The following is a 19212-nucleotide window of genomic DNA, read 5'->3' as shown; positions in this document are numbered from 1 at the left end:
ATTAAAAAACATAAAAAGGAGGAGATAAAATGACTAAAAATAATGAAGCAGGTTGGAATTTAGACAATAGTTATGCTACTTTACCACAATCATTTTATACAGACATCCCCCCTACTCCCGTAAGTTCACCGGAGTTAGTTAAACTAAACCATTCATTAGCAATATCTCTTGGCTTTAATCCGGAAGAATTGAAGAAAGAAGTCGAAATTGCCGTTTTTGCTGGTAATGCACTCCCAGAAGGAGCTCACCCATTAGCTCAAGCATATGCCGGTCATCAATTCGGACATTTTAATATGTTAGGCGACGGTCGTGCTCTTTTAATTGGTGAACAAATTACTCCTTCAGGAAAACGTTTTGACATTCAGCTAAAAGGTTCTGGCCCTACTCCGTATTCACGCCGAGGAGATGGTCGTGCTGCACTCGGTCCGATGCTACGTGAATATATTATTAGCGAAGCAATGTATGCACTTGATATTCCGACTACTCGCAGTTTAGCAGTTGTCACAACAGGCGAACCAACATATCGTGAAACAAAGTTACCTGGAGCAATTTTAACTAGAGTCGCTAGTAGCCATATACGCGTCGGCACATTTCAATATGCTGCAGCCCGCGGCTCTATCGAGGATCTTCAATCACTAGCGGACTATACAATAAAAAGACATTATCCAGAAATTGAAGCTCATGAAAACCGATATACTGCATTACTACAAAAAGTTATTAAAGGACAAGCAAGTCTTATCGCAAAATGGCAACTTGTTGGATTTATTCACGGTGTAATGAACACTGACAATATAACAATTAGCGGAGAAACGATCGATTACGGCCCTTGTGCATTTATGGATAGTTACGACCAAGGAACCGTATTCAGCTCTATTGATACACAAGGTCGCTACGCATATGGAAATCAGCCATATATGGCCGCATGGGACCTCGCGCGACTAGCTGAATCTTTAATACCAATTCTACATGAAGATGAAGAAGAAGCATTAAAAATTGCTCAAGATGAAATTTCAAAATTTAGCGTACAGTATGAAAACCAGTGGTTCCTTGGAATGAAAAAGAAATTAGGACTATTTAGCAACGAGGAACAAGATCAATCACTTATTGAGCAACTTTTAAAAATGATGGAGAAATTTAAAGCAGATTACACAAATACATTCCGTTCATTAACTCTTGATACGATCGAAAATACAGCTCTATTTGAAAGTCCTGAATTTAAAGAATGGTACAAGTTATGGCAATCTCGATTAGAAAGACAAGAAGAATCGAAAGAGAACGCCTACAAAATGATGAAAAATAATAACCCATCGATTATCCCAAGAAACCACCGCGTAGAAGAAGCATTAGAAGCAGCTGTGACAAATGGCGACTATAGCGTAATGGAGAAACTTCTTGAAGCACTATCAAATCCTTATGCGTATGCTGCAGATCAAGAAGAATACTGCGTTCCACCTGTTCCGACGAATCGTCCTTATCGTACTTTTTGTGGGACTTGATTATGTAATACTTTTAGAAAGGTGTATTCTTATAATTAGGTGCAACTTTCAGAATAACCTTATTACTTTTTTAGAACTAACTTACATGCTAAAGCTAAAGAAACAATAAATCTCCTAGATTAAATATACGTGTCCCATGAATTACACAAAATAAAAACAGTCTGCCACATCCTAATTTAGGATGTGGCAGACTGTTTTTATTTGTTATTATATGCTTGTTTTTCAACCGCCAGTATGTCCTTCAGAGTACTTAATAACATCTACAGACTTTACACTCTCTTTTGAACCTACAAAACCACCGAACGTGAAGGTTACAGCTGTTATGATTCCTAATAAACTAATAGTTACTTTTTTCATTTTAGTCCCTCCCTCTCTAAAGATTTTTTTCTTGATTGAGAACTTGAATAGAAATATTCACTTGCTTTGATTGTATTTCCTTCTTCATAGTATTTTAAGGCTAATGATTCTTCATATTTTTCTATATTCTCATATAGTTCTTCTCGATTGAAGTATTCAATTCCTTTTAAAACAATATTTTCAAACTCATTGGCAGCTAAATTGTCATTCATAGACTTTAAGATCATTAGACGGTGATAGAATTCTTCATTTTTCAACTCACCACAAATTGTTAACGCTTTTTCAATAAGCGTATTTGCAGTTTCTTTATTTTTCAATTTAAAATGTTCTCTCGCTTCAATGAATAGAGCTTTATAATTATTTGGAGATTTTTCATTTACTTCACTAATATATCGAATAGCTAGTTCAGATAAATTTTGACTGCCGTATAAAAACGCTAAATTGTGACGGCTATAGAGACTAGCATGTTCTTCCCCTAGTCTTTTAAATACATCTAATGCCGAGATTAAGTATTCTTCCGCTAACTCATACTCTTTTAAGTGAATACACGTTAATCCATAAAGATTGTCACAATACCCTATATTTAATTCAAAATCACGATGTTTAGCATAGATTTCTTTAGCCATCGAAACTTGTTTTAATGCCAAGACATATTGCTGTTTATGGCAACTAAAAGTAGACAGTTTGAAATAGAATTCTGCGTGTTCTAATTCATCTGGAAGTTGAAGCAATTTCTTTTCCGCTTCTTCATATAGTTCTTTAGCCGAGATATAGTTTCCAGTTATAGTGGCATGCATCGCTTTAAAAAAACAATAATAATATGATAATAAATTATCAGATGGTTTACCTAGTTCTTCTATTTTATTAAAACTATCTTTACTAATACTTAAGCTATCTATTAGATACTGATATCTAAACTCTAATAGAGCGTAATATAACTGCACGTTTGGATCATTATCAATACCTTGGATTTGCTTATCAATTTCATTTTTCAAATTTCTTGATTCTGTTATATTTCTTTTACGAATTTCATGATATAAATCACTTAACATGTGTATGATTCTTTCATTTCCTTTTATTTGGACGTTCATATCACAGCCCCCTTTGTTTACTTAGTTTCATTCTCATATTACCATAATTAACTTTCTTTTCTGACTTTAATATGTTGAGAAACTTTTAAAGCAACACATACAAATAAGATTATTATTAAATGGATAACTCAATCTTTGAACTCAAGTTTTGATACCAAAAGGAGAGCAGTAAGTTTTTACCACCACTTATACTTTGCTGTTATCCTTTAATCTCCTTTACTTCATTGACTTTATGAACGCTAATAAGCACTTTGCTGAATAAATCCTTTCATTCGTTCATCTTCACATTAATTATTATAAAACTCACCTCTCATCAACTCCGCAATCCCTCTACTCCCCTCACTACCAACTTTCTCAAGTTTCTCCACAACTAATTTTCTTCTTTCCACAGAATGATTTTGACTTAGCTTCGCTTTTCCTTCTATTTTATTTATCTTTATTTTGAATCCAACTATCTCCCTACTTAATCCTGCCATATAATTCAAATCTACCTCTTTTAGCGAGTAGGTACTCTGTGGCTCTTCATATTTATGTACTAAATCTTGAAGAGAATCTATTAATTCCTGTTCATCCTCAACAATTTCCAATTCCCCATATACATGCACTGCAACATAGTTCCACGTTGGCACAGCATTGTTTGTTTCATACCATGACGGCGAGATGTAACTGTGTGGTCCTTGGAATATAGCTAATACTTCTTGATTCCCACTGTCTTTCCATTGTTCATTCGGACGTGCGAAATGACCATGTAATGTAAAGGTTTCTCTATTCAGTAACAACGGCAAATGCGTTGCATATGGTTCCCCGTTATGTTGAGAAAATAACGTTGCAAAGCTATTTTGTTCAATCATTTCGTACTGCGCCTTTTCATCTTGTATAGTGAAATGTTTTGGTATGTACATAAACGTCCTCTTTTCTTATCTTCTTATTTCCTATTATATTTATGTGACTTCTTATTTGGCAGGAGCAGATTGTAATAGTTTTATAAGGTCAGTTCATATAGTAAAACCTCTTCTTCAAAAATAATAGGTGGCATTATATGATTTCTGCCACCTATTATTTTTTTATTTATACAAACTCCCTTATTCAACGATCCTTCATAGCTTTTTCTAATACATATTCAATAAATTCCGTTTTACCTAAGCTATAACTTGCTCGACTTTCCGCCGTTTCTGCTAACTCTTTCTTTAACTTCTCATATTCAATAGTAACATCTGGATTTCCACGAAGGTAATCACGAAATGCCACATGTCTTCTTAACTCTTCACTATTCTTATCGCATACATATAAATGATGTTCCATCCAAATTGTATGCTTTCCATCCCACGGAACATATTGATCCTTTCTCCCAAAGGCTTCCCTCCCCTTAAAACTCCACTCTTCTTGATGAAAATAACCTATGTGTTCAAGCCTCTTTATTACTTTTGGAAAAACATCATAATCTTCTATTACAACATCGACATCTAATATCGGTTTAGAAGCAAGACCTTTAATAGATGTACTCCCAACGTGCTCTATAGAAAAAATGAGTGCTCCCATTACGTTATTAATTAACGTCTGTAATTTACAAAATTCACTTTCCCATTGTGTATTATATTTCTCAACAGTAATAAATTGTTTCAATTGAACCATCCTTCTCAAATCACTTTCATAATCTCTGAATATGCGTATCCTTAAAATCCGTCTCATACTTCAATCCATACCCAAGCATTCGATCCATTCCAATATGTGCTGTCCATATTAAACCAACCATTAAAATTGTATCCATCTTTAAATAGACCCCTATTAAAACAAGTAATATTGATATGATATATGTGTGAAATAGATTATAAATTTGTGCACCAACACGTTTATTAATAGCGTACGCCACCGTTGCTAAATCAGGTACAAAAAGTAATACGATAAATAATAACCAACTAAATCCTCATAATGCATATATATAAACCGCAGCTAATAAGACGATCAATCCTTCAAAGTGTATAATTCGTTTCTCCAAACTTCCTCATTCCTTATCTGTGAGCTTAAAAATTTTATTCGGATTTAAAATATTTTTCGGATCAAGAGCTTTCTTAATTTTCTCCATTACCAATAATGCCGCACCATGTTCTTCTTCTTGATACTTCTGCTTCCCTATTCCAACGCCGTGCTCTCCTGTACACGTTCCGCCACGCTTAAGAGCATACAATACGATACTTTCGTTTATTTCGTCCCCTTTCTCCACTTCATCTTTATCGTTTGGATCAATCATTAAGAGCACATGGAAATTCCCGTCTCCTACATGGCCAAGAATACCACCAACAAGACCAACTTTATCTAATGTCTCTTTCGCATGTTGTATTGCACCAGCTAATTCCGAAATTGGTACACAAACATCTGTACTCATTAGCTTTTTACCAGGATAACTATGAACGTAAGAATATGCTAAGTTATGTCTTGCATCCCATAATTTATTTCTTGCCGCAGTTTCAGTTTCAAAAGCGACTTCTTTACATTTATGATCAAAAACAATTTCCTTCGTAAACTCGATATCTTGCGTTAGCCCTGCTTCATTTCCGTGAAACTCTAAAAACAGTGTTGGTTCTTCTCTGTAATTTGTTTCATTATAATGATTTACTTGTTTCATAGATAGTTCATCAACGAGCTCTATTCTCGCAATTGGAATACCAGCTTGCAGTATATTAATAACAGCTTCTACTGCATCATTTATAGTTGGAAACGATGCTCTCGCAGCCATAACATGTTCTGGTATGCCGTATACTTTTAATGTTAGCTCTGTAAAGCATCCAAGCGTACCCTCTGACCCTACGAAAATACCATTTAAATGATAACCTGATGATGATTTCGCCGCTAAATTGCCAGTATGTATCACTTGTCCATCAGCAAGTACCACTTCTAAATCACGAACTTGATCACGCATAACACCATATTTCACCGCTGTCGTTCCGCTCGCATTCGTAGCAGCCATTCCACCTAACGTTGCATCTGCACCTGGATCTACACTAAAAAACAGACCGTACTTTTTCAATTCTTTATTGAGCTGAGAGCGTGTCACTCCCGGTTGTACCTTCACTAAAAAATCTTTCTCTCTTATTTCAAGTATTTTGTTCATTAATGAAAAATCAACTGTAATCCCCTTTTCATAAGGAATTATATGCCCCTCTAAACTAGAACCTACTCCAAAGGGAATGACAGGTTTTTTATGCTCACTCGCTACTTTCATTACCGCTCTAACCTCTTCCGTCGTTTTTGGAAAAACAACTACATCAGGTAAACTACTAGTATGATAAGATTCATCTTTACTATGTAATTCTCTTACTGTCTTATTAACCACTACTTGATCTTCAGGAAGTACATCCTTTAATTCATTTATTAAACGTTCAATTGTTATTTCCATTACATACTCTCCTTTTATATTATTTACTCCACATTAATTATACCATTTTTATACACAATAATCAGAATAGTGAGATTCCTAAGATTTTATATAAAAAAAAGAACTTGCAGTATTCCTTACAAGTTCTTTTTTAAAATTATATTTTAGACGATTTCTTCAATAAAATCATAAACCAAACTAAAGTAAATGCCATCAGAGAATGAGAGAACCCTACAATATAAGTTAACCCTTTAAAGTCCGCTCCATTCAGTTGAAGAAGTCCTCTCGCTGCCAGCGATCCTAACATTAAAGTTAATGCGATATTATGTAAAACAAACCATTTATTAAATCCTTTCACTTCATGAAAAGCGAATACTTTCGCTAATCCTAAAGCAATTAAAAAGAAGAAAAAGCCAAGTACTAACGTATGTGTATGCAAAAGATTTAATAGTGTAGATCCTAGTATTCCTTTAAATTTCCCATACTCCCTAGCGAATATTCCTGATAGTAAACCAATAATTAAATACGTAAATGATGCGTTATATAATTTCTTCATTATGTACCTCCTTAAGTAGAATGTGTAATGTGTCATATTTAGTAATAATGATAGTTATATAGTAAAAACTCCTAGTTTCCTAGGAGTCATTGTATAAGCATCTCACTCTTTACAATTAATCCTAATTATAAAATATCCTTTTATACAAAACAATCGAACTTTGTGTGAACAAGCAGGGCTCTATTAAAATATGTTGCGCTTTTGTGTTACACAATCCATACTAATTATTATAACTTTTAAAGGGGGTGCAATAGATTGATAGTTCTTGAAACTGAACGACTCACTCTTCGTTGGTTCGATATCCAAGATGCTCCGTTCATTCTCGAGTTAGTAAACGATCCTGCATGGATTCAGTTTATTGGTGATAAAGGGGTTAAAAACTTAGAAGATGCAAAAAATTACATCTTAAACGGACCAGTCGATATGTATAATAAAATGGGCTTTGGTCTTTACTTAGTTGAACGAAAAGAAGATCTCACTCCACTTGGCATGTGCGGCCTTATTAAAAGAGATTCATTAGAAGATGTTGATATCGGCTTTGCCTTTTTAGAAAAATTCCGTTCGAAAGGGTACGGCTATGAATCAGCAGCTGCTGTAATCGAATACGGTGTACATAAGCTAGGTATGAAGCGAATTGTAGCAATTACTTCTATAGATAATGCTGCTTCAGGCAATCTGTTAGAAAAAGTAGGATTGCGATTCGAAAAAATAATTTCAGACTCAGGAGAAGATTTAAAATTATTTGGGTATAACGCGTAATAAAAAGGGCGCCATTCACGGGCGCCCCTTTTACTACTTCACTTCTACTGTATAATTCCCTGTTCCTCCACCATATTGATATACGTGTAAATAATACTTCCCAGGATACGTATAGTAGCTGCCCACTAATTTATTCCCTTGCGGCTGGGCATACGTAACATAATTATTTAAATCTGCTTCTGAATAAAGAACCCAGTTTATTCCGATATTATTTTCATTCGTTACGTTAATTTGAAGGTTTTTCGCAGTTTCTACATTTATTTCAAAGTAATCACTTGTATCACCGTTTCCTAAGCTAGCCCGTAACAATTGATTTAACTGCAGTTTATTCGCTGTTTTAAATGAATTATTCGGCTCTTGTTCTACACTGTTATCTTCTTTCTTTTTAACTGTTACGCTCGTTGTAACACTAGTAGCTGCTCCTTTATCGTCTGTTACTGTTAATTTTGCCGTATATGTTCCTTCTTTTGTATAAACGTGAGTTGGATTTTGTTCATTACTTATAGTACCATCGCCAAACTCCCATTTATAAGAAGCAATTTTCCCATCTTCATCTTTTGATCCATCGCTTTTAAACGAGATTGCTTCATTCACATTTCCGCTATACGGACCATTTATAACCGCAATTGGTGCTTTATTCACTGCACCTTCTTCTGTATTAATGCCGTGGAACACAACATCATATTCAAATTGCCCTGATGCATTCACACGATAATTCACAAAGTAAGCTGTTACTGTTTTGTAGCCTGTCCATTCTTTCGCACTTAAACGCTTTAACGTATCATTTACGTTTTGCGTAATTGTTTTCCAGTCTTCATATTCTCCTTTTGTAGCTGTTCCTGTATATGTTCCTTGTAGTGTAAATGTATTAAAGAACTGTGATTTATTTTTCTTTATTGATACATTACTTAATTTTGCTTCCGCCGTAATTTCTGCCGCAATATCTGAAACTGGTTTCGGTGCGTGAGTTGCTAAATAATCATCTGATACTAATGGAACATTATATTTCTCACGGTTATCTACTAACATTTGCATATAGTCTTGATACTCTTTATTTAAATTCGCATCTTTACTTAAAGCAGAGCGATATGCATCATATGCTGTAACATCATTTTTCCTAATAAGATCATGTATTTTGTCAAACATATCATATCTCTTATTGTACATATACGATTGTAAAGCGAAGGAATAATTATAGAAATCCCACGTTCCATACTTCGCATTTAACGTTCGCTCTGCCGTATAACGTTCTGCTGGATTTGAAGATAGCCCTCCTATAATGCTCTTTCTTGGAACGACGTTGTCCGTTCTCGTTGCACCTGCAAAGAACTCAGCATTCCCTTCTTCAAACCAAGATAATCTCTCATTCTCATACATCTTACCTTGCCCCCAAAGTCCTGGCACTTCATATCTACCTTGTAAGTAATGCGTGAACTCATGTCGGAACAATTCTTCTAAACTATAAATACTTTCTTCTGGCGTACGTTCATAAGTAAAGAACGTACCTGTTCCTTCTATATAAAGACCGCCGTTATTCGTTTCATATCCGTACAATTGACGGTTAAATTGATATTCAGCTGGACTATTATAAATAACCATTGTTAATACATCATCTGGATTTCCTTTTTCTAAAGGTTGATCACTTTCAACCGTACGATGGAATTGTGCTTTCACTTCTTTTGCTGCCCAATATAAACGTTTCACTTTCTCTTCAGTCACTTTATCTCCGGCTTTTAAAACAATTGCCCCATCATCAAACGTATACGTTTTTGGCCAATATTTTTTCTTACCATCTTCTCGTATTTGATCTAAATCAACCACTTTACCATTTGCATCTTTCCCACCATAATTCGTCGTAATTTGCTCAGCTGCTACGAAATATTGCTCACCTAAATATGGGTAAATTTTCATCACATCCGTTACAACTTGCAATCCTTTCGTCCCTGTACTATGGAACATACCGAGTCTACCTGTATAATAGATCCCATTATTAATAAGCCATCCGTTTTTCGCTGTAACTGTTCCCATTAGCGCAAATCTACTTAACTCATTAATATAACTATCTATTTTTTGATACCACATTGTATCTTTCGGTGCTTTATTCGTATCGTACAAATACGGACTGAATATCATAATCGACACCTTGCATAATATCGTACACTGCATTACCTGCTGAACGATTATCTATAAATGTAGAAAGACTATCATTATATTGCTTGAAAATGTTCGCAGCTGATGAAATCGTTTCCGCATCACTAGAAGCGTTTCCTATTAATTTTCGATATGACGATACAACTTTATTTTGTTCTAACGTACCGAGTTTGAAATTTGAGTTTTGAGAAATCGTTTTCAATGCAGGTAAGCACTTGTCATGATAACTTCGTTCATTAAGTTTACTTAGTTCTGTATGATAAAACCCTAAATAAAACCCAGAACGTAATACCTCTACTAACGTTTCAATCCCTTTTGAATCATCCTTCGTATAAGTTTGTCCTTGCTGCTTCAATTTATCACTAATTGAGGTGGTACAGTAAAACTGGAACACAGTATAGAGATAAATTATTCTATATGAAGAGGTGTTTCAGATGAAAAAACAGTATGATGAAATGTTTAAAAGACAATGTGTTGAATTGGTGATCAAAGAAGGTCGTTCTATTTCAAGTATCCAGAGAGAATTTGACTTGGGTAACGGAACTCTAAATGTATGGATTAAAAAATATTCTACACAGATTTCCTCCTGTGAAAGCAATGAACTGGAAGAACTACGTTCTTTACGAAGAGAAATCCAGGCGTTAAAAAAGGAAAATGAATTTCTAAAAAAGGCGGCAACCTTCTTTGCCAGCAACCAAAACTAACACGCTTTCAGTTTATAAGACAATATAATCAAATATTTGGAGTGCGCTGGCTTTGCCATCGATTACAAGTGTCTGTTAGTGGTTTTTACGACTATATTCATCGTAAACCCACTGAAAATCAGAAAAAACGTAAAAAGACAGCGGCTTATATTGTCATGCAATTTAAATGTTTAAAAGGAAGAATGGGGTATCGAAAGTTGTACCGTTATCTTGTAAACAAGGGAGTCAAGGTTACGTTGTCACAAGTAAGACAAGCGTTATGCAAAGCCGGCTTGCAGTCAAAAGTTGTCACTTATTATAAGAAACGAAAACAAGAACACCGTACATTTCCCAATGTATTAAAGCGATCCTTTAAACCTGGTAAGAAAGACATACCAACTGTAGTATGTGATATTACGGAATTCCGTTTGATGAATGGGATGAAAGTATATTTTTGTGCGGCATTAGATATTAGCACCCGACGGGTGCTTGGTTATTCGTTAGATACTTGTCAAGATGCTCAATTAGTAAAAGAAACAATTCAACAAGTAAAAAACACATATGGGAAACGAGAAAACATATTATTTCATAGCGATCAAGGATCACAATTTAGCAGTTACCAAGTGACTGATTTTTGTAAACAGCCAAAAATTCAACAAAGTATGTCCCGAAAAGGAAACTGTTGGGATAATGCAGTAATAGAATCTTTCTTTAGTATCTTTAAGCGAGAATGCTTACATGGAGAAAAGCTCATTTCCCTGTCCCAAGTGAATCAGTTAGTAGCTGAATTTATTTATATGTACTATCATTCTGTTCGTCCCCATTCAACATTAAACGGAATGACTCCTTATCAATATTCAAAATCAATTGCGTAATCTAATTTGTGTTCCAGTTTTTCTTGACCAGGTCACACTACGGACAATTTACCATTACTGAAACTGCTCGTTGTAGAACAAACTACGTATGCAAATAAAAACGGTTATTCTTTCGTTCAAGGTGAATTCGATTCGACGAGTATGTATGCAATGGAAATATTAAAATCTTTTCCTTTTAACCCTTGTCCTACTTGGATTACTTATCAAAAAGAAACCAGAAAGTGATAGCACACTTTCTGGTTTCTTTTATAACGCCTCTATTTCAAACTGCACTGTAATACCACTTGGGTCTACTACAGTAAATCCATTTGAAGTTTCATTTATCTCATGTTGTTTTTCTATTAATCTTTCTTTTACTTCATCTAACGCTTCTTTATGTGGTAGTACAATCGTATACACTTTTAATCCAGTTGCATGTGCTGGCGGGTGCGGATTATTTACCCCATTCCACGTATTTGCACCGATATGGTGATGATACCCTCCTGCCGAAATGAATAAGCAATCATCTTCACGCTGCTGCACTTCAAAACCTACTGTTTCTACATAAAATTCATGAGACTTTTCTACATCAGCTATTCGTAAATGTACGTGTCCAACAACCGTATCAGCTGGTAATCCATCGACCTCATAATCAACGAGCGTTGCCAGTTCTTTTAAGTCAAGCGGCGTACTTCCTCCTGGCCCTTCTCCCCATTGATCACGTGGACGGTCTGCATATATTTCGATACCATTCCCCTCTAAGTCTTGTAAATAAAACGCCTCACTATACGTATGATCACTTGCGCTATTAAACCTTGAAATTGGTAAAATTTCATTTGAATATGTATAACGTCCTTCTTGCTCAGCTGGACTATCAATTACGTTCTTATTACGAAGTACACCAAATAGTGCCGAAGCAAAAGCTTCACGAGTCGGAACTAAAAAGGCGACATGATATATACCCGTCGTACGCGGTTCTTGCAGCGCTGCATCTTCCAGTTGCTCAAGAACAAGTAACGTATTCTTACCACCCTTCCCTACTAAATATGCTGTATTCCCGTCTTTCTTAATTACCTCTAGACCAACAACATTTTCATAAAAAGCAATTTGACGCTCTAAATCTTTCACTTTAAATGTAACATGACCAATACGTGTTTTCGGATGAATTTGTACCATGAATAACTTCCTCTCCAGTTTCCTCTAGTTTTTTATATAAGTTGATAGGTGATAGCCCCATTCAACGAATACACCTTAATTTTGTTTTTTTGTAGCATCAATTTTTAGCCATTTTTTCGATATGTCACTCAATGTTCCATCTTGCTCCAATTCTTTTAACGCTTTATTTATATCTTCTAACTTTTCGCTCTTTTTTGCAAATGGAAATGCAATCTCTCCCCATTCAAGTGGACCAAATCCAACTTTCACATTATCTAGTTTAGCCTTTGTTATTGTTGTTTCCACTTGAACTTTATCATTATAATAAGCATCGACGCGTCCAAATCCTACTTCGTTCAATTCCGCCGTTGGATCCTCTGAGTACGTTTTAATCGTAAAAGCATTATTTTTATTTAAAGCTTTTAACTCTTGCTCTCCTGCTGTACCAAGTCCAACACCTACAGTTTTTCCTTTTAGATCCTCTATCGATTTAATTGTATTATTATCTTTCTTCACCGCAAAAACAGATCCTGAATACACATATGGGATCGAAAAATCATATTTCTTTTTTCTTTCCGGAGAAACGGATAATTCATTTGCAATCGTATCAATACGACCTGAATCTAATAAACCAAATAATCCTTCAAAATCAGAAACATTCCATTCTACTTTATATCCAGCTTTTTTAGCAGCCGCTTCAATAATTTCAGCATCAAAACCTTTTACTTTTTCACCCTCTTTAAAAATAAATGGACTACGACCTGCAGAAGTCCCAACTTTCACTACTTTTTCATTCGTTTTTTCACTTGATACGTTAGAACCACATGCAGACAAAGCTCCAACTGATAGTGTTAATGCTATTGTTAGTAATAATGACGATTTTCTCATAACTCTTCCTCCTAAATAACGAAATGATTTCCTTCTTCAGATGCATTTAATTGTCGTAAAAACTTTTTCGTACGTTCATTTTGTGGGTTTCGAAAAACCTCTTCTGGCGTTCCCTGCTCTACGATAATTCCATCCGCCATAAATATAATGCGATCAGCCACATCTTTTGCAAAATTCATTTCATGTGTAACGATAACCATCGTTATATGCTGTCTTGCCAAGTCTTTAATAACTTGCAGTACCTCATTAACTAATTCTGGATCAAGCGCAGAAGTCGGTTCATCAAACAATAATACAGCGGGATTTAAAGCCATTGCTCTAGCAATCCCTACCCTTTGCTGTTGCCCCCCTGATAACATCGTTGGATAAAAATCTTCTTTATCAGCTAACCCTACTTGTTTTAATATTTCTCTCGCTATTCCCTTTGCCTCTTCTTCACTTTTTTTCTGTACAACCGTTAATGGCGTTGTAATATTTTGCAGCGCTGTTTTATTTTTGAATAAATTATAGTTTTGAAAAACCATAGCTGTTTTTTGCCGTAATTGTATTATTTCTTTTTTATAAAGTTTCTTCGCATGAATCTCTAAATCTTCAATTCTAATACTTCCATCATTCGGTTGTTCTAATAAATTCAAACATCTCAGTAGTGTCGATTTCCCTGAACCAGAAGGTCCAATAATTACTACCACTTCCCCTTTTTCCACAGTAAGTGAAATTCCCTTTAACACTTCATTATGTTTGTAAGATTTATACAAATCACTTATCTCAATCACATACTTCACCTCATTTCTGTTATAAATACGGCGCATCAAGTTTCTTTTCTAATTTTTTCTGCCCCCAGCTAATTGCAATTGTAATAATCCAATACACAATCGCTACCGCTAAATAACTTTCCATATAACGATACGATTGAGCAGCTAACATTTTCGCTTGTGCTAAAATTTCAGCCACCCCAAGCGCAAAAGATAACGAAGATTCTTTTAACAATCCAACAAAATTATTTCCAAGTGACGGCACTGCTACACGAATAGCCTGCGGAAAGATAATTTGCCGCATCGCTTGTGCTTTTGTCATCCCTACTGATAAACAAGCATCCATTTGCCCTGATTCAACAGCATTTAATGAACCTCGAATGATCTCTGACAAATAAGCAGCATTATTTAAACTGAGACCAATTAAAGTTGCTTGCATAGCTGTAAGTACTGTAAAAGCCGGAGATATTTGTGGCAATCCGAAATACAACACAAACAATTGAACTAATAACGGTGTTCCTCTAAAGAAAGAGATATACACACTTGCAATTGGATATAAAAATTTCGTTTTGTTTTTTGTTATGGTTGCCAAGCCAATCCCTATAAAGAAAGAAATAATCATGGACACAACAGTAATCCCTAAAGTTATGTATACATACTTAAATAATTGCGGAAAACTTTCTAAAAAATACGTTACATCAAATTTCATTCTATCCCCCCTCTCTAAACAAAAAACTCTTCTTATACATATAAGAAGAGTTGAATGTTAATCCATTCCCCCCATCTTCCAAACGCCTCATACGTTTGCTGGAATTAGCACAGTACTTTTGTAGCCTGTTGCTGAGATTTCATCGGGCCAGTCCCTCCATCTCTCTTGATAAGAAAACTAATAAATTTTTCCATTTATTAAGTTGTTATTATGAAGAATACAGCTAAATTAAAACAATGTCAATAGGAAAACTAAGAATTAAACCCCTACTTATTTCTTACATACAAACAATATGCCATCAAAATTACTCTTCTTTATACACCGTATACAAAAAGCCGGTACTTCTAACAAACTTAGAAATACCGGCTTCCAATCTTTTATTCTTATAACTTATGATATTTATTTCATCTTATGTACTTCAGCAACTAACTTTCCGCCTTGTATGCCCATATAAAGCTTAACAGGCGCATCATTCGTGTTTTCAAATACTAAGTCTAAATATGGATACGCAATTGTAGCATCTCTTCCTTGTGGTACATAACCTACTGTTTTAGAATGTGTAGTTCTCTCTACCATTTTCAAACCAGCTTGATCTGCCGCATTGAATAAAGTAGATGATGTTTGACAAACGCCACCACCATAACCATCTACTAATTTACCATCTACAATTTCTTTTCCTAATTGGTACCCTTTATCTGGTGTTGTATCTCCAATTAGTGCATTGAAAGAGAAACGGTCTCCTTTTGCTAAAACAACTCCACTTACGCTCTGAGCAGATAAACGAATATTTTCAATTCGACCACCTGTTGAACCACCTAAATTCGTTTCATATCTACCAATTACAGTACCACTGCCTTGCGCATCACTTAATGTTGCAGTAGGTTTTTTCTCCACAATTGGTAACTGATAAGTAGAATCCCACATACCTACATTTAATAATTTGTCTACTAACTCTTTTTCCATTAATTCATACGAAGGTTTTCCTTCTTGCCATGATCCATCAGGCGCTATACGCGAAGGGACCATCTTTTTATCGACGCTTTTCCCAACTTCACCAGCAACCTTCGTCACCGATTTTTTGAATTTCGCTTCATCTTCAAAATAACCTAAACTCGACAAGTCTATTTTTTTCACTTCAGTACCAGTACGCCCATCCACTAAGCTAATTGAATCCTGTACATCAGCCTTAGCCTCTACAACGTTCCCACCAATATCACTCACCAATGCAACATCACTTACTTTTGCGCCACAACCACTTACTATAGCTACGCATAGCACCCCTACTAATATACCCTTTACTTTTCGGAACAATATACTCTCTCCTTTTCCCCAACATCATTTCTTATGTATTATTTCATTTTTATGTATGTTTTGTTACAATCATTTTACAATATATTTAGAAAATGTTACAAGTTATTTTTTACTCTATTTAAATTACTCTTTTCTTTTGTAAATGTCTATACATATTAATATAAAATTTCGAGTTTGATAAGATTGTAACTTTTATGTAACTTATCTCTATCCAGTATATACCATTTAACGCATGAAATACAATTGTAAAACTCTTTCATTTCACCTCTTTATTCACCTACATGCTTCATAAAACGTAATGCTGATTTCTCATATATGATCATTATTAAACAACTGAAACCAAATTTTTATAGATCAAAACAATCAATCCCTTCAGCGCATCTAGGTATTTGCCGTGCCACTACTCCGCTTTTGCACATACATTATGGTGAATTTAACCTAATTATAAAGAAATGGAGGATGTGTTTATGTATCCCTACAATCCTTATGATCCATATAACCAATATGGTTACCAACCTCAGTATGATTTAGAGACACAATACCAACAATATATAGATCAATCAGAACAAGTTAATCCATATGATCAAAATCGCCAATTTCAACTTCCAATCTCTTTCCCTGGTACTGGAAACCGTCAACTAGAACGACGAGTAAATGAGCTTGAGCAAAGAGTACGTCAACTAGAAAACACAGTTGAGCGTCATACGCGTAGATTAAACCGCTTAAATCAGCGTTTACGTACAGTAGAAAATAGACTAAACATTCCATTTTCAGCATTAGAAGATGGATTTTAATTTCGAAAATAACAAATATATAAGGAAGGGACTCCCCCTTCCTTATATAAATTGACGAAAGTTTTTTCCATCTCTATACTGATAAGAGTTAATGAAATGAAACAAGGTGATAAATATGGATTTTGAAATAAATTTTCTTTCCTTTTATGTAGTACAAGTAGAAGGAAAAGGTGAAGCAGTTGATAAACGCTATAAACATTTTCAAACATTAGACGCTGAAGAGTATGAAGATAGCTCTTTAAAAGAATTTTTGAATGGTGAATTATTAAAAATTTCAAAGCGAAAAGTAGAACGTCACGCAAAAACAGAACAAGCCCCAACCAAGATTGGTCGCTTTATTGTAGAAGAAGGACATGAACTTGATTCAAACCCTCATTACAACCTTTTTAATCGTATTCGCTTTGCAGAAACAAAAGAAAACTTCAAAGATATGAGCGAACCTCTCGTTTATACATATCTTGACACAAGCGCTGTACGTGGTGGTGTATTTTTAATCGCTCAAGCAAAACTACGCAAATACTTTGATGATCCATTCGTTTTCGTTATGAAATGTGACTTTGAGCCGAAAGTTGCTTCTATTTCAGATGAATCAACACTGATTCGTAACGTTGAAATGGCTATCACAACAAAAAACATGAAATCTATCCAATATCCGTACATGCCTGAGGAAGGCATGGTCGAAGTAGGCGAACTAAAAATTCACCAAGCATCACACGCCCGTTACTTTGAAGACTTCTTAAAATTCGTCGAATACGAACGCTCTATGCCTGAAATTATGAAAACACAAGTAATGGACATGGTATACGACCAAATTGAAGATGTATTTGAAGAAGGTACTGAAGAACGCGAACAATTCGACCAAGCAATGGAAGTATGGGCTGCCAGTCCAAAGCGTGAAATTATGGAACAATTTTCAACAGAAGAAGTAATGGAAGCTACTGCCCAAATCGTCGAGCACGCCCCTGAGGTGGAATTAAAGCTAAAAGCAGATCATATCTCTGTGAAGGCCCTGCTTGCTGATTTTGGAGATCAAATACATATCGCAAAGGTAAATGACCGATACGTACTAATGATCGAAGCAGACACACTTACATTTGAAAAAGGATTCTCTCCAATTGAGTTTCTAAAGCCGGATGAATTGCAAGACGTGATTGAGCGGATTGAGAATAAGCAGCAGTATTCTTATGATCCGAACGGGATTGAATAAATGCTTCCATATAACTATTTTTACCGAGCGCTATTAACAAGCGCTCTTTTATTTTGGTCACATTTACATATCTATTTTGTGGTCACTAAAGGTATATGGATACTAAAACCACTTTTTTATACAATTTCATATTACTAATCAATCGGAGGTCTGATCATTTTCTTCTATTATGTACTTATGATCGAGGCTGATACGCTTACGTTTGAGAAGAGGTTCTCTCCTATTGAATTTTTAAAGCCAGATGAGTTACAAATAGTTATGCAAAAAATCAAAAATAAGAGTTGATATGTTTTTATAATGCTAAAGAAGCTGTACATTCTCTTTATACAGCTTCTCCCCTCAAAAACTACTAATTTTTAATGATTGTACGGCATTCCGCAAGAACAACGATGCGAACCGAATAATAAGTTATAAGACGCAGGAAATTCTTGATTTACACGTTGTACTTCTCGTGCAAATTCTTCTTCGTCTGTTGGTACTCGAAAAAGTGCATCTGCTTTTTCTTGTGTATCTATATTTGCTCCAGGTGGCACAAACCTATTCCTCGAAACACGTACACCGTTTGTTACTACTGCATTGTATGAAATAACTGTTCCTTCTCCAATAATCGCATTATACACAATTGATTTAAAACCGACGAACACCTTATTTCCTATATAACAAGGACCATGAATGAGGGCGCCATGCGCAACACTTACTTTTTTCCCAATATAGATGGAATACTCTTTATCATCAACAGAAACGAATTTATTCAATAAACCATGTAAGATAACTCCGTCTTGCAGATTTGTGTTTGAACTAATATAAAATGGAGTTCCTTCATCCGCACGAACGCTTACATTAGGAGCTACATATACATTATCCTTAATTCTCACGTCGCCTATCACACTAGAAAATGGACTTATAAAAGCTGTTTTATCAATTTTAGGATAACGTCGAATCGGATTAAATGAGGTGATAGGATTCGGGCTGATGAAGGCAGCAAACGACTGATTGCGACTACTACAATTTCTTTTCGTCAAGAAAACATCTCCTTTAAAATCATATATACAGTATTTTATGTACGCCCTGCTATT

The 19212-nt window shown here is 35.1% G+C and carries 18 protein-coding genes, 4 pseudogenes and 1 riboswitch; of the genes and pseudogenes, 8 read left to right on the top strand and 14 right to left on the bottom strand.

What is annotated here, in order from left to right; genetic code table 11:
• Positions 1-29: 29 nt before the first annotated feature.
• Positions 30-1496, top strand: a complete 1467-nt coding sequence (locus CDB3_RS06810) for a protein adenylyltransferase SelO (protein WP_128853856.1) — start codon at positions 30-32, stop codon at positions 1494-1496.
• A 222-nt stretch (positions 1497-1718) separates the two neighbouring features.
• Here the strand turns inward: CDB3_RS06810 and CDB3_RS32175 are convergent, their stop codons facing one another.
• From CDB3_RS32175 to CDB3_RS06780, 7 genes and pseudogenes are all read right to left on the bottom strand, one after another.
• The gene (locus tag CDB3_RS32175) at positions 1719-1853 is read right to left on the bottom strand and encodes a hypothetical protein (protein ID WP_256869647.1); all 135 of its coding nucleotides are present in this window, start codon (positions 1851-1853) and stop codon (positions 1719-1721) included.
• On the bottom strand, positions 1850-2944 hold the full coding sequence (locus CDB3_RS06805) for a response regulator aspartate phosphatase (RefSeq protein ID WP_128853855.1): 1095 nt from the start codon (positions 2942-2944) through the stop codon (positions 1850-1852). The genes CDB3_RS32175 and CDB3_RS06805 overlap by 4 nt, the downstream gene beginning before the upstream one ends.
• A gap of 287 nt (positions 2945-3231) precedes the next feature.
• On the bottom strand, positions 3232-3846 hold the full coding sequence (locus CDB3_RS06800) for an FMN-binding negative transcriptional regulator (RefSeq protein ID WP_128853854.1): 615 nt from the start codon (positions 3844-3846) through the stop codon (positions 3232-3234).
• Between the two features lie 184 nt (positions 3847-4030).
• Positions 4031-4567, bottom strand: coding sequence for a GrpB family protein (locus CDB3_RS06795; protein ID WP_128853853.1), 537 nt, complete (start codon positions 4565-4567; stop codon positions 4031-4033).
• 25 nt (positions 4568-4592) lie between these two features.
• Positions 4593-4940: pseudogene (locus CDB3_RS06790) on the bottom strand (DUF4260 domain-containing protein).
• 6 nt (positions 4941-4946) lie between these two features.
• Positions 4947-6338, bottom strand: a complete 1392-nt coding sequence (locus CDB3_RS06785) for an FAD-binding oxidoreductase (protein ID WP_128853852.1) — start codon at positions 6336-6338, stop codon at positions 4947-4949.
• A 136-nt stretch (positions 6339-6474) separates the two neighbouring features.
• Complete coding sequence (locus CDB3_RS06780) at positions 6475-6873, bottom strand: DUF2871 family protein (protein ID WP_002146401.1); 399 nt, start codon at positions 6871-6873, stop codon at positions 6475-6477.
• A 255-nt stretch (positions 6874-7128) separates the two neighbouring features.
• Here CDB3_RS06780 and CDB3_RS06775 point away from each other — a divergent pair, with 255 nt between their 5' ends.
• Positions 7129-7632, top strand: a complete 504-nt coding sequence (locus tag CDB3_RS06775; RefSeq protein WP_128853851.1) for a GNAT family N-acetyltransferase — start codon at positions 7129-7131, stop codon at positions 7630-7632.
• Positions 7633-7665: 33 nt separating this feature from the next.
• Here the strand turns inward: CDB3_RS06775 and colA are convergent.
• Positions 7666-10153: pseudogene (colA, locus tag CDB3_RS06770) on the bottom strand (collagenase ColA); the annotation flags it as partial.
• 64 nt (positions 10154-10217) lie between these two features.
• Here colA and CDB3_RS06765 point away from each other — a divergent pair.
• The 3 genes and pseudogenes from CDB3_RS06765 to CDB3_RS32170 all read left to right on the top strand — a co-directional run.
• Positions 10218-10487: a transposase gene (locus CDB3_RS06765; protein ID WP_128853850.1), complete on the top strand. Its 270-nt coding sequence runs from the start codon at positions 10218-10220 to the stop codon at positions 10485-10487.
• Positions 10442-11341, top strand: a complete 900-nt coding sequence (locus CDB3_RS06760; RefSeq protein ID WP_128853849.1) for an IS3 family transposase — start codon at positions 10442-10444, stop codon at positions 11339-11341. Before CDB3_RS06765 ends, CDB3_RS06760 begins: the two co-directional genes overlap by 46 nt.
• 33 nt (positions 11342-11374) lie before the next feature.
• A pseudogene (locus CDB3_RS32170) lies at positions 11375-11566 on the top strand (GNAT family acetyltransferase); the annotation flags it as partial.
• Between the two features lie 21 nt (positions 11567-11587).
• On the opposite strand, the gene CDB3_RS06750 reads toward CDB3_RS32170, so the two are convergent.
• The 5 genes from CDB3_RS06750 to CDB3_RS06730 all read right to left on the bottom strand — a co-directional run bounded on the left by CDB3_RS06750 (position 11588) and on the right by CDB3_RS06730 (position 16135).
• A complete protein-coding gene (locus CDB3_RS06750; RefSeq protein ID WP_128853848.1) occupies positions 11588-12496 on the bottom strand; it encodes a VOC family protein in 909 nt (302 codons plus the stop codon).
• A gap of 75 nt (positions 12497-12571) precedes the next feature.
• Entirely contained in the window at positions 12572-13363 is a 792-nt protein-coding gene (locus CDB3_RS06745; protein ID WP_071747614.1) for an amino acid ABC transporter substrate-binding protein, read from the bottom strand.
• A gap of 11 nt (positions 13364-13374) precedes the next feature.
• On the bottom strand, positions 13375-14136 hold the full coding sequence (locus CDB3_RS06740) for an amino acid ABC transporter ATP-binding protein (RefSeq protein ID WP_179139671.1): 762 nt from the start codon (positions 14134-14136) through the stop codon (positions 13375-13377).
• A gap of 19 nt (positions 14137-14155) precedes the next feature.
• Positions 14156-14824, bottom strand: a complete 669-nt coding sequence (locus tag CDB3_RS06735; protein WP_128853846.1) for an amino acid ABC transporter permease — start codon at positions 14822-14824, stop codon at positions 14156-14158.
• Between the two features lie 68 nt (positions 14825-14892).
• Positions 14893-14999: riboswitch (SAM riboswitch) on the bottom strand.
• Positions 15000-15223: 224 nt separating this feature from the next.
• Positions 15224-16135: a VanW family protein gene (locus CDB3_RS06730; RefSeq protein WP_128853845.1), complete on the bottom strand. Its 912-nt coding sequence runs from the start codon at positions 16133-16135 to the stop codon at positions 15224-15226.
• 467 nt (positions 16136-16602) lie between these two features.
• Here CDB3_RS06730 and CDB3_RS06725 point away from each other — a divergent pair, with 467 nt between their 5' ends.
• The 3 genes and pseudogenes from CDB3_RS06725 to CDB3_RS06715 form a co-directional block, all read left to right on the top strand.
• Positions 16603-16929 (top strand): hypothetical protein, encoded by a 327-nt coding sequence (locus CDB3_RS06725; RefSeq protein WP_071747617.1) that lies wholly within the window; start codon positions 16603-16605, stop codon positions 16927-16929.
• 115 nt (positions 16930-17044) lie between these two features.
• Positions 17045-18136 carry a DUF3900 domain-containing protein gene (locus tag CDB3_RS06720; protein ID WP_000345024.1) on the top strand — a complete coding sequence of 364 codons (1092 nt, stop codon included), beginning with the start codon at positions 17045-17047 and terminating at the stop codon, positions 18134-18136.
• A 168-nt stretch (positions 18137-18304) separates the two neighbouring features.
• A pseudogene (locus CDB3_RS06715) lies at positions 18305-18421 on the top strand (DUF3898 domain-containing protein); the annotation flags it as partial.
• Between the two features lie 71 nt (positions 18422-18492).
• Here the strand turns inward: CDB3_RS06715 and CDB3_RS06710 are convergent.
• Entirely contained in the window at positions 18493-19158 is a 666-nt protein-coding gene (locus CDB3_RS06710; RefSeq protein ID WP_128853844.1) for an LbetaH domain-containing protein, read from the bottom strand.
• Positions 19159-19212: the final 54 nt, after the last annotated feature.

This window comes from Bacillus sp. CDB3, from assembly GCF_002081505.1.
Taxonomy (GTDB): Bacteria; Bacillota; Bacilli; order Bacillales; family Bacillaceae_G; genus Bacillus_A; species Bacillus_A cereus_AT.
This window is presented reverse-complemented; position numbering and strand designations above follow the sequence as displayed.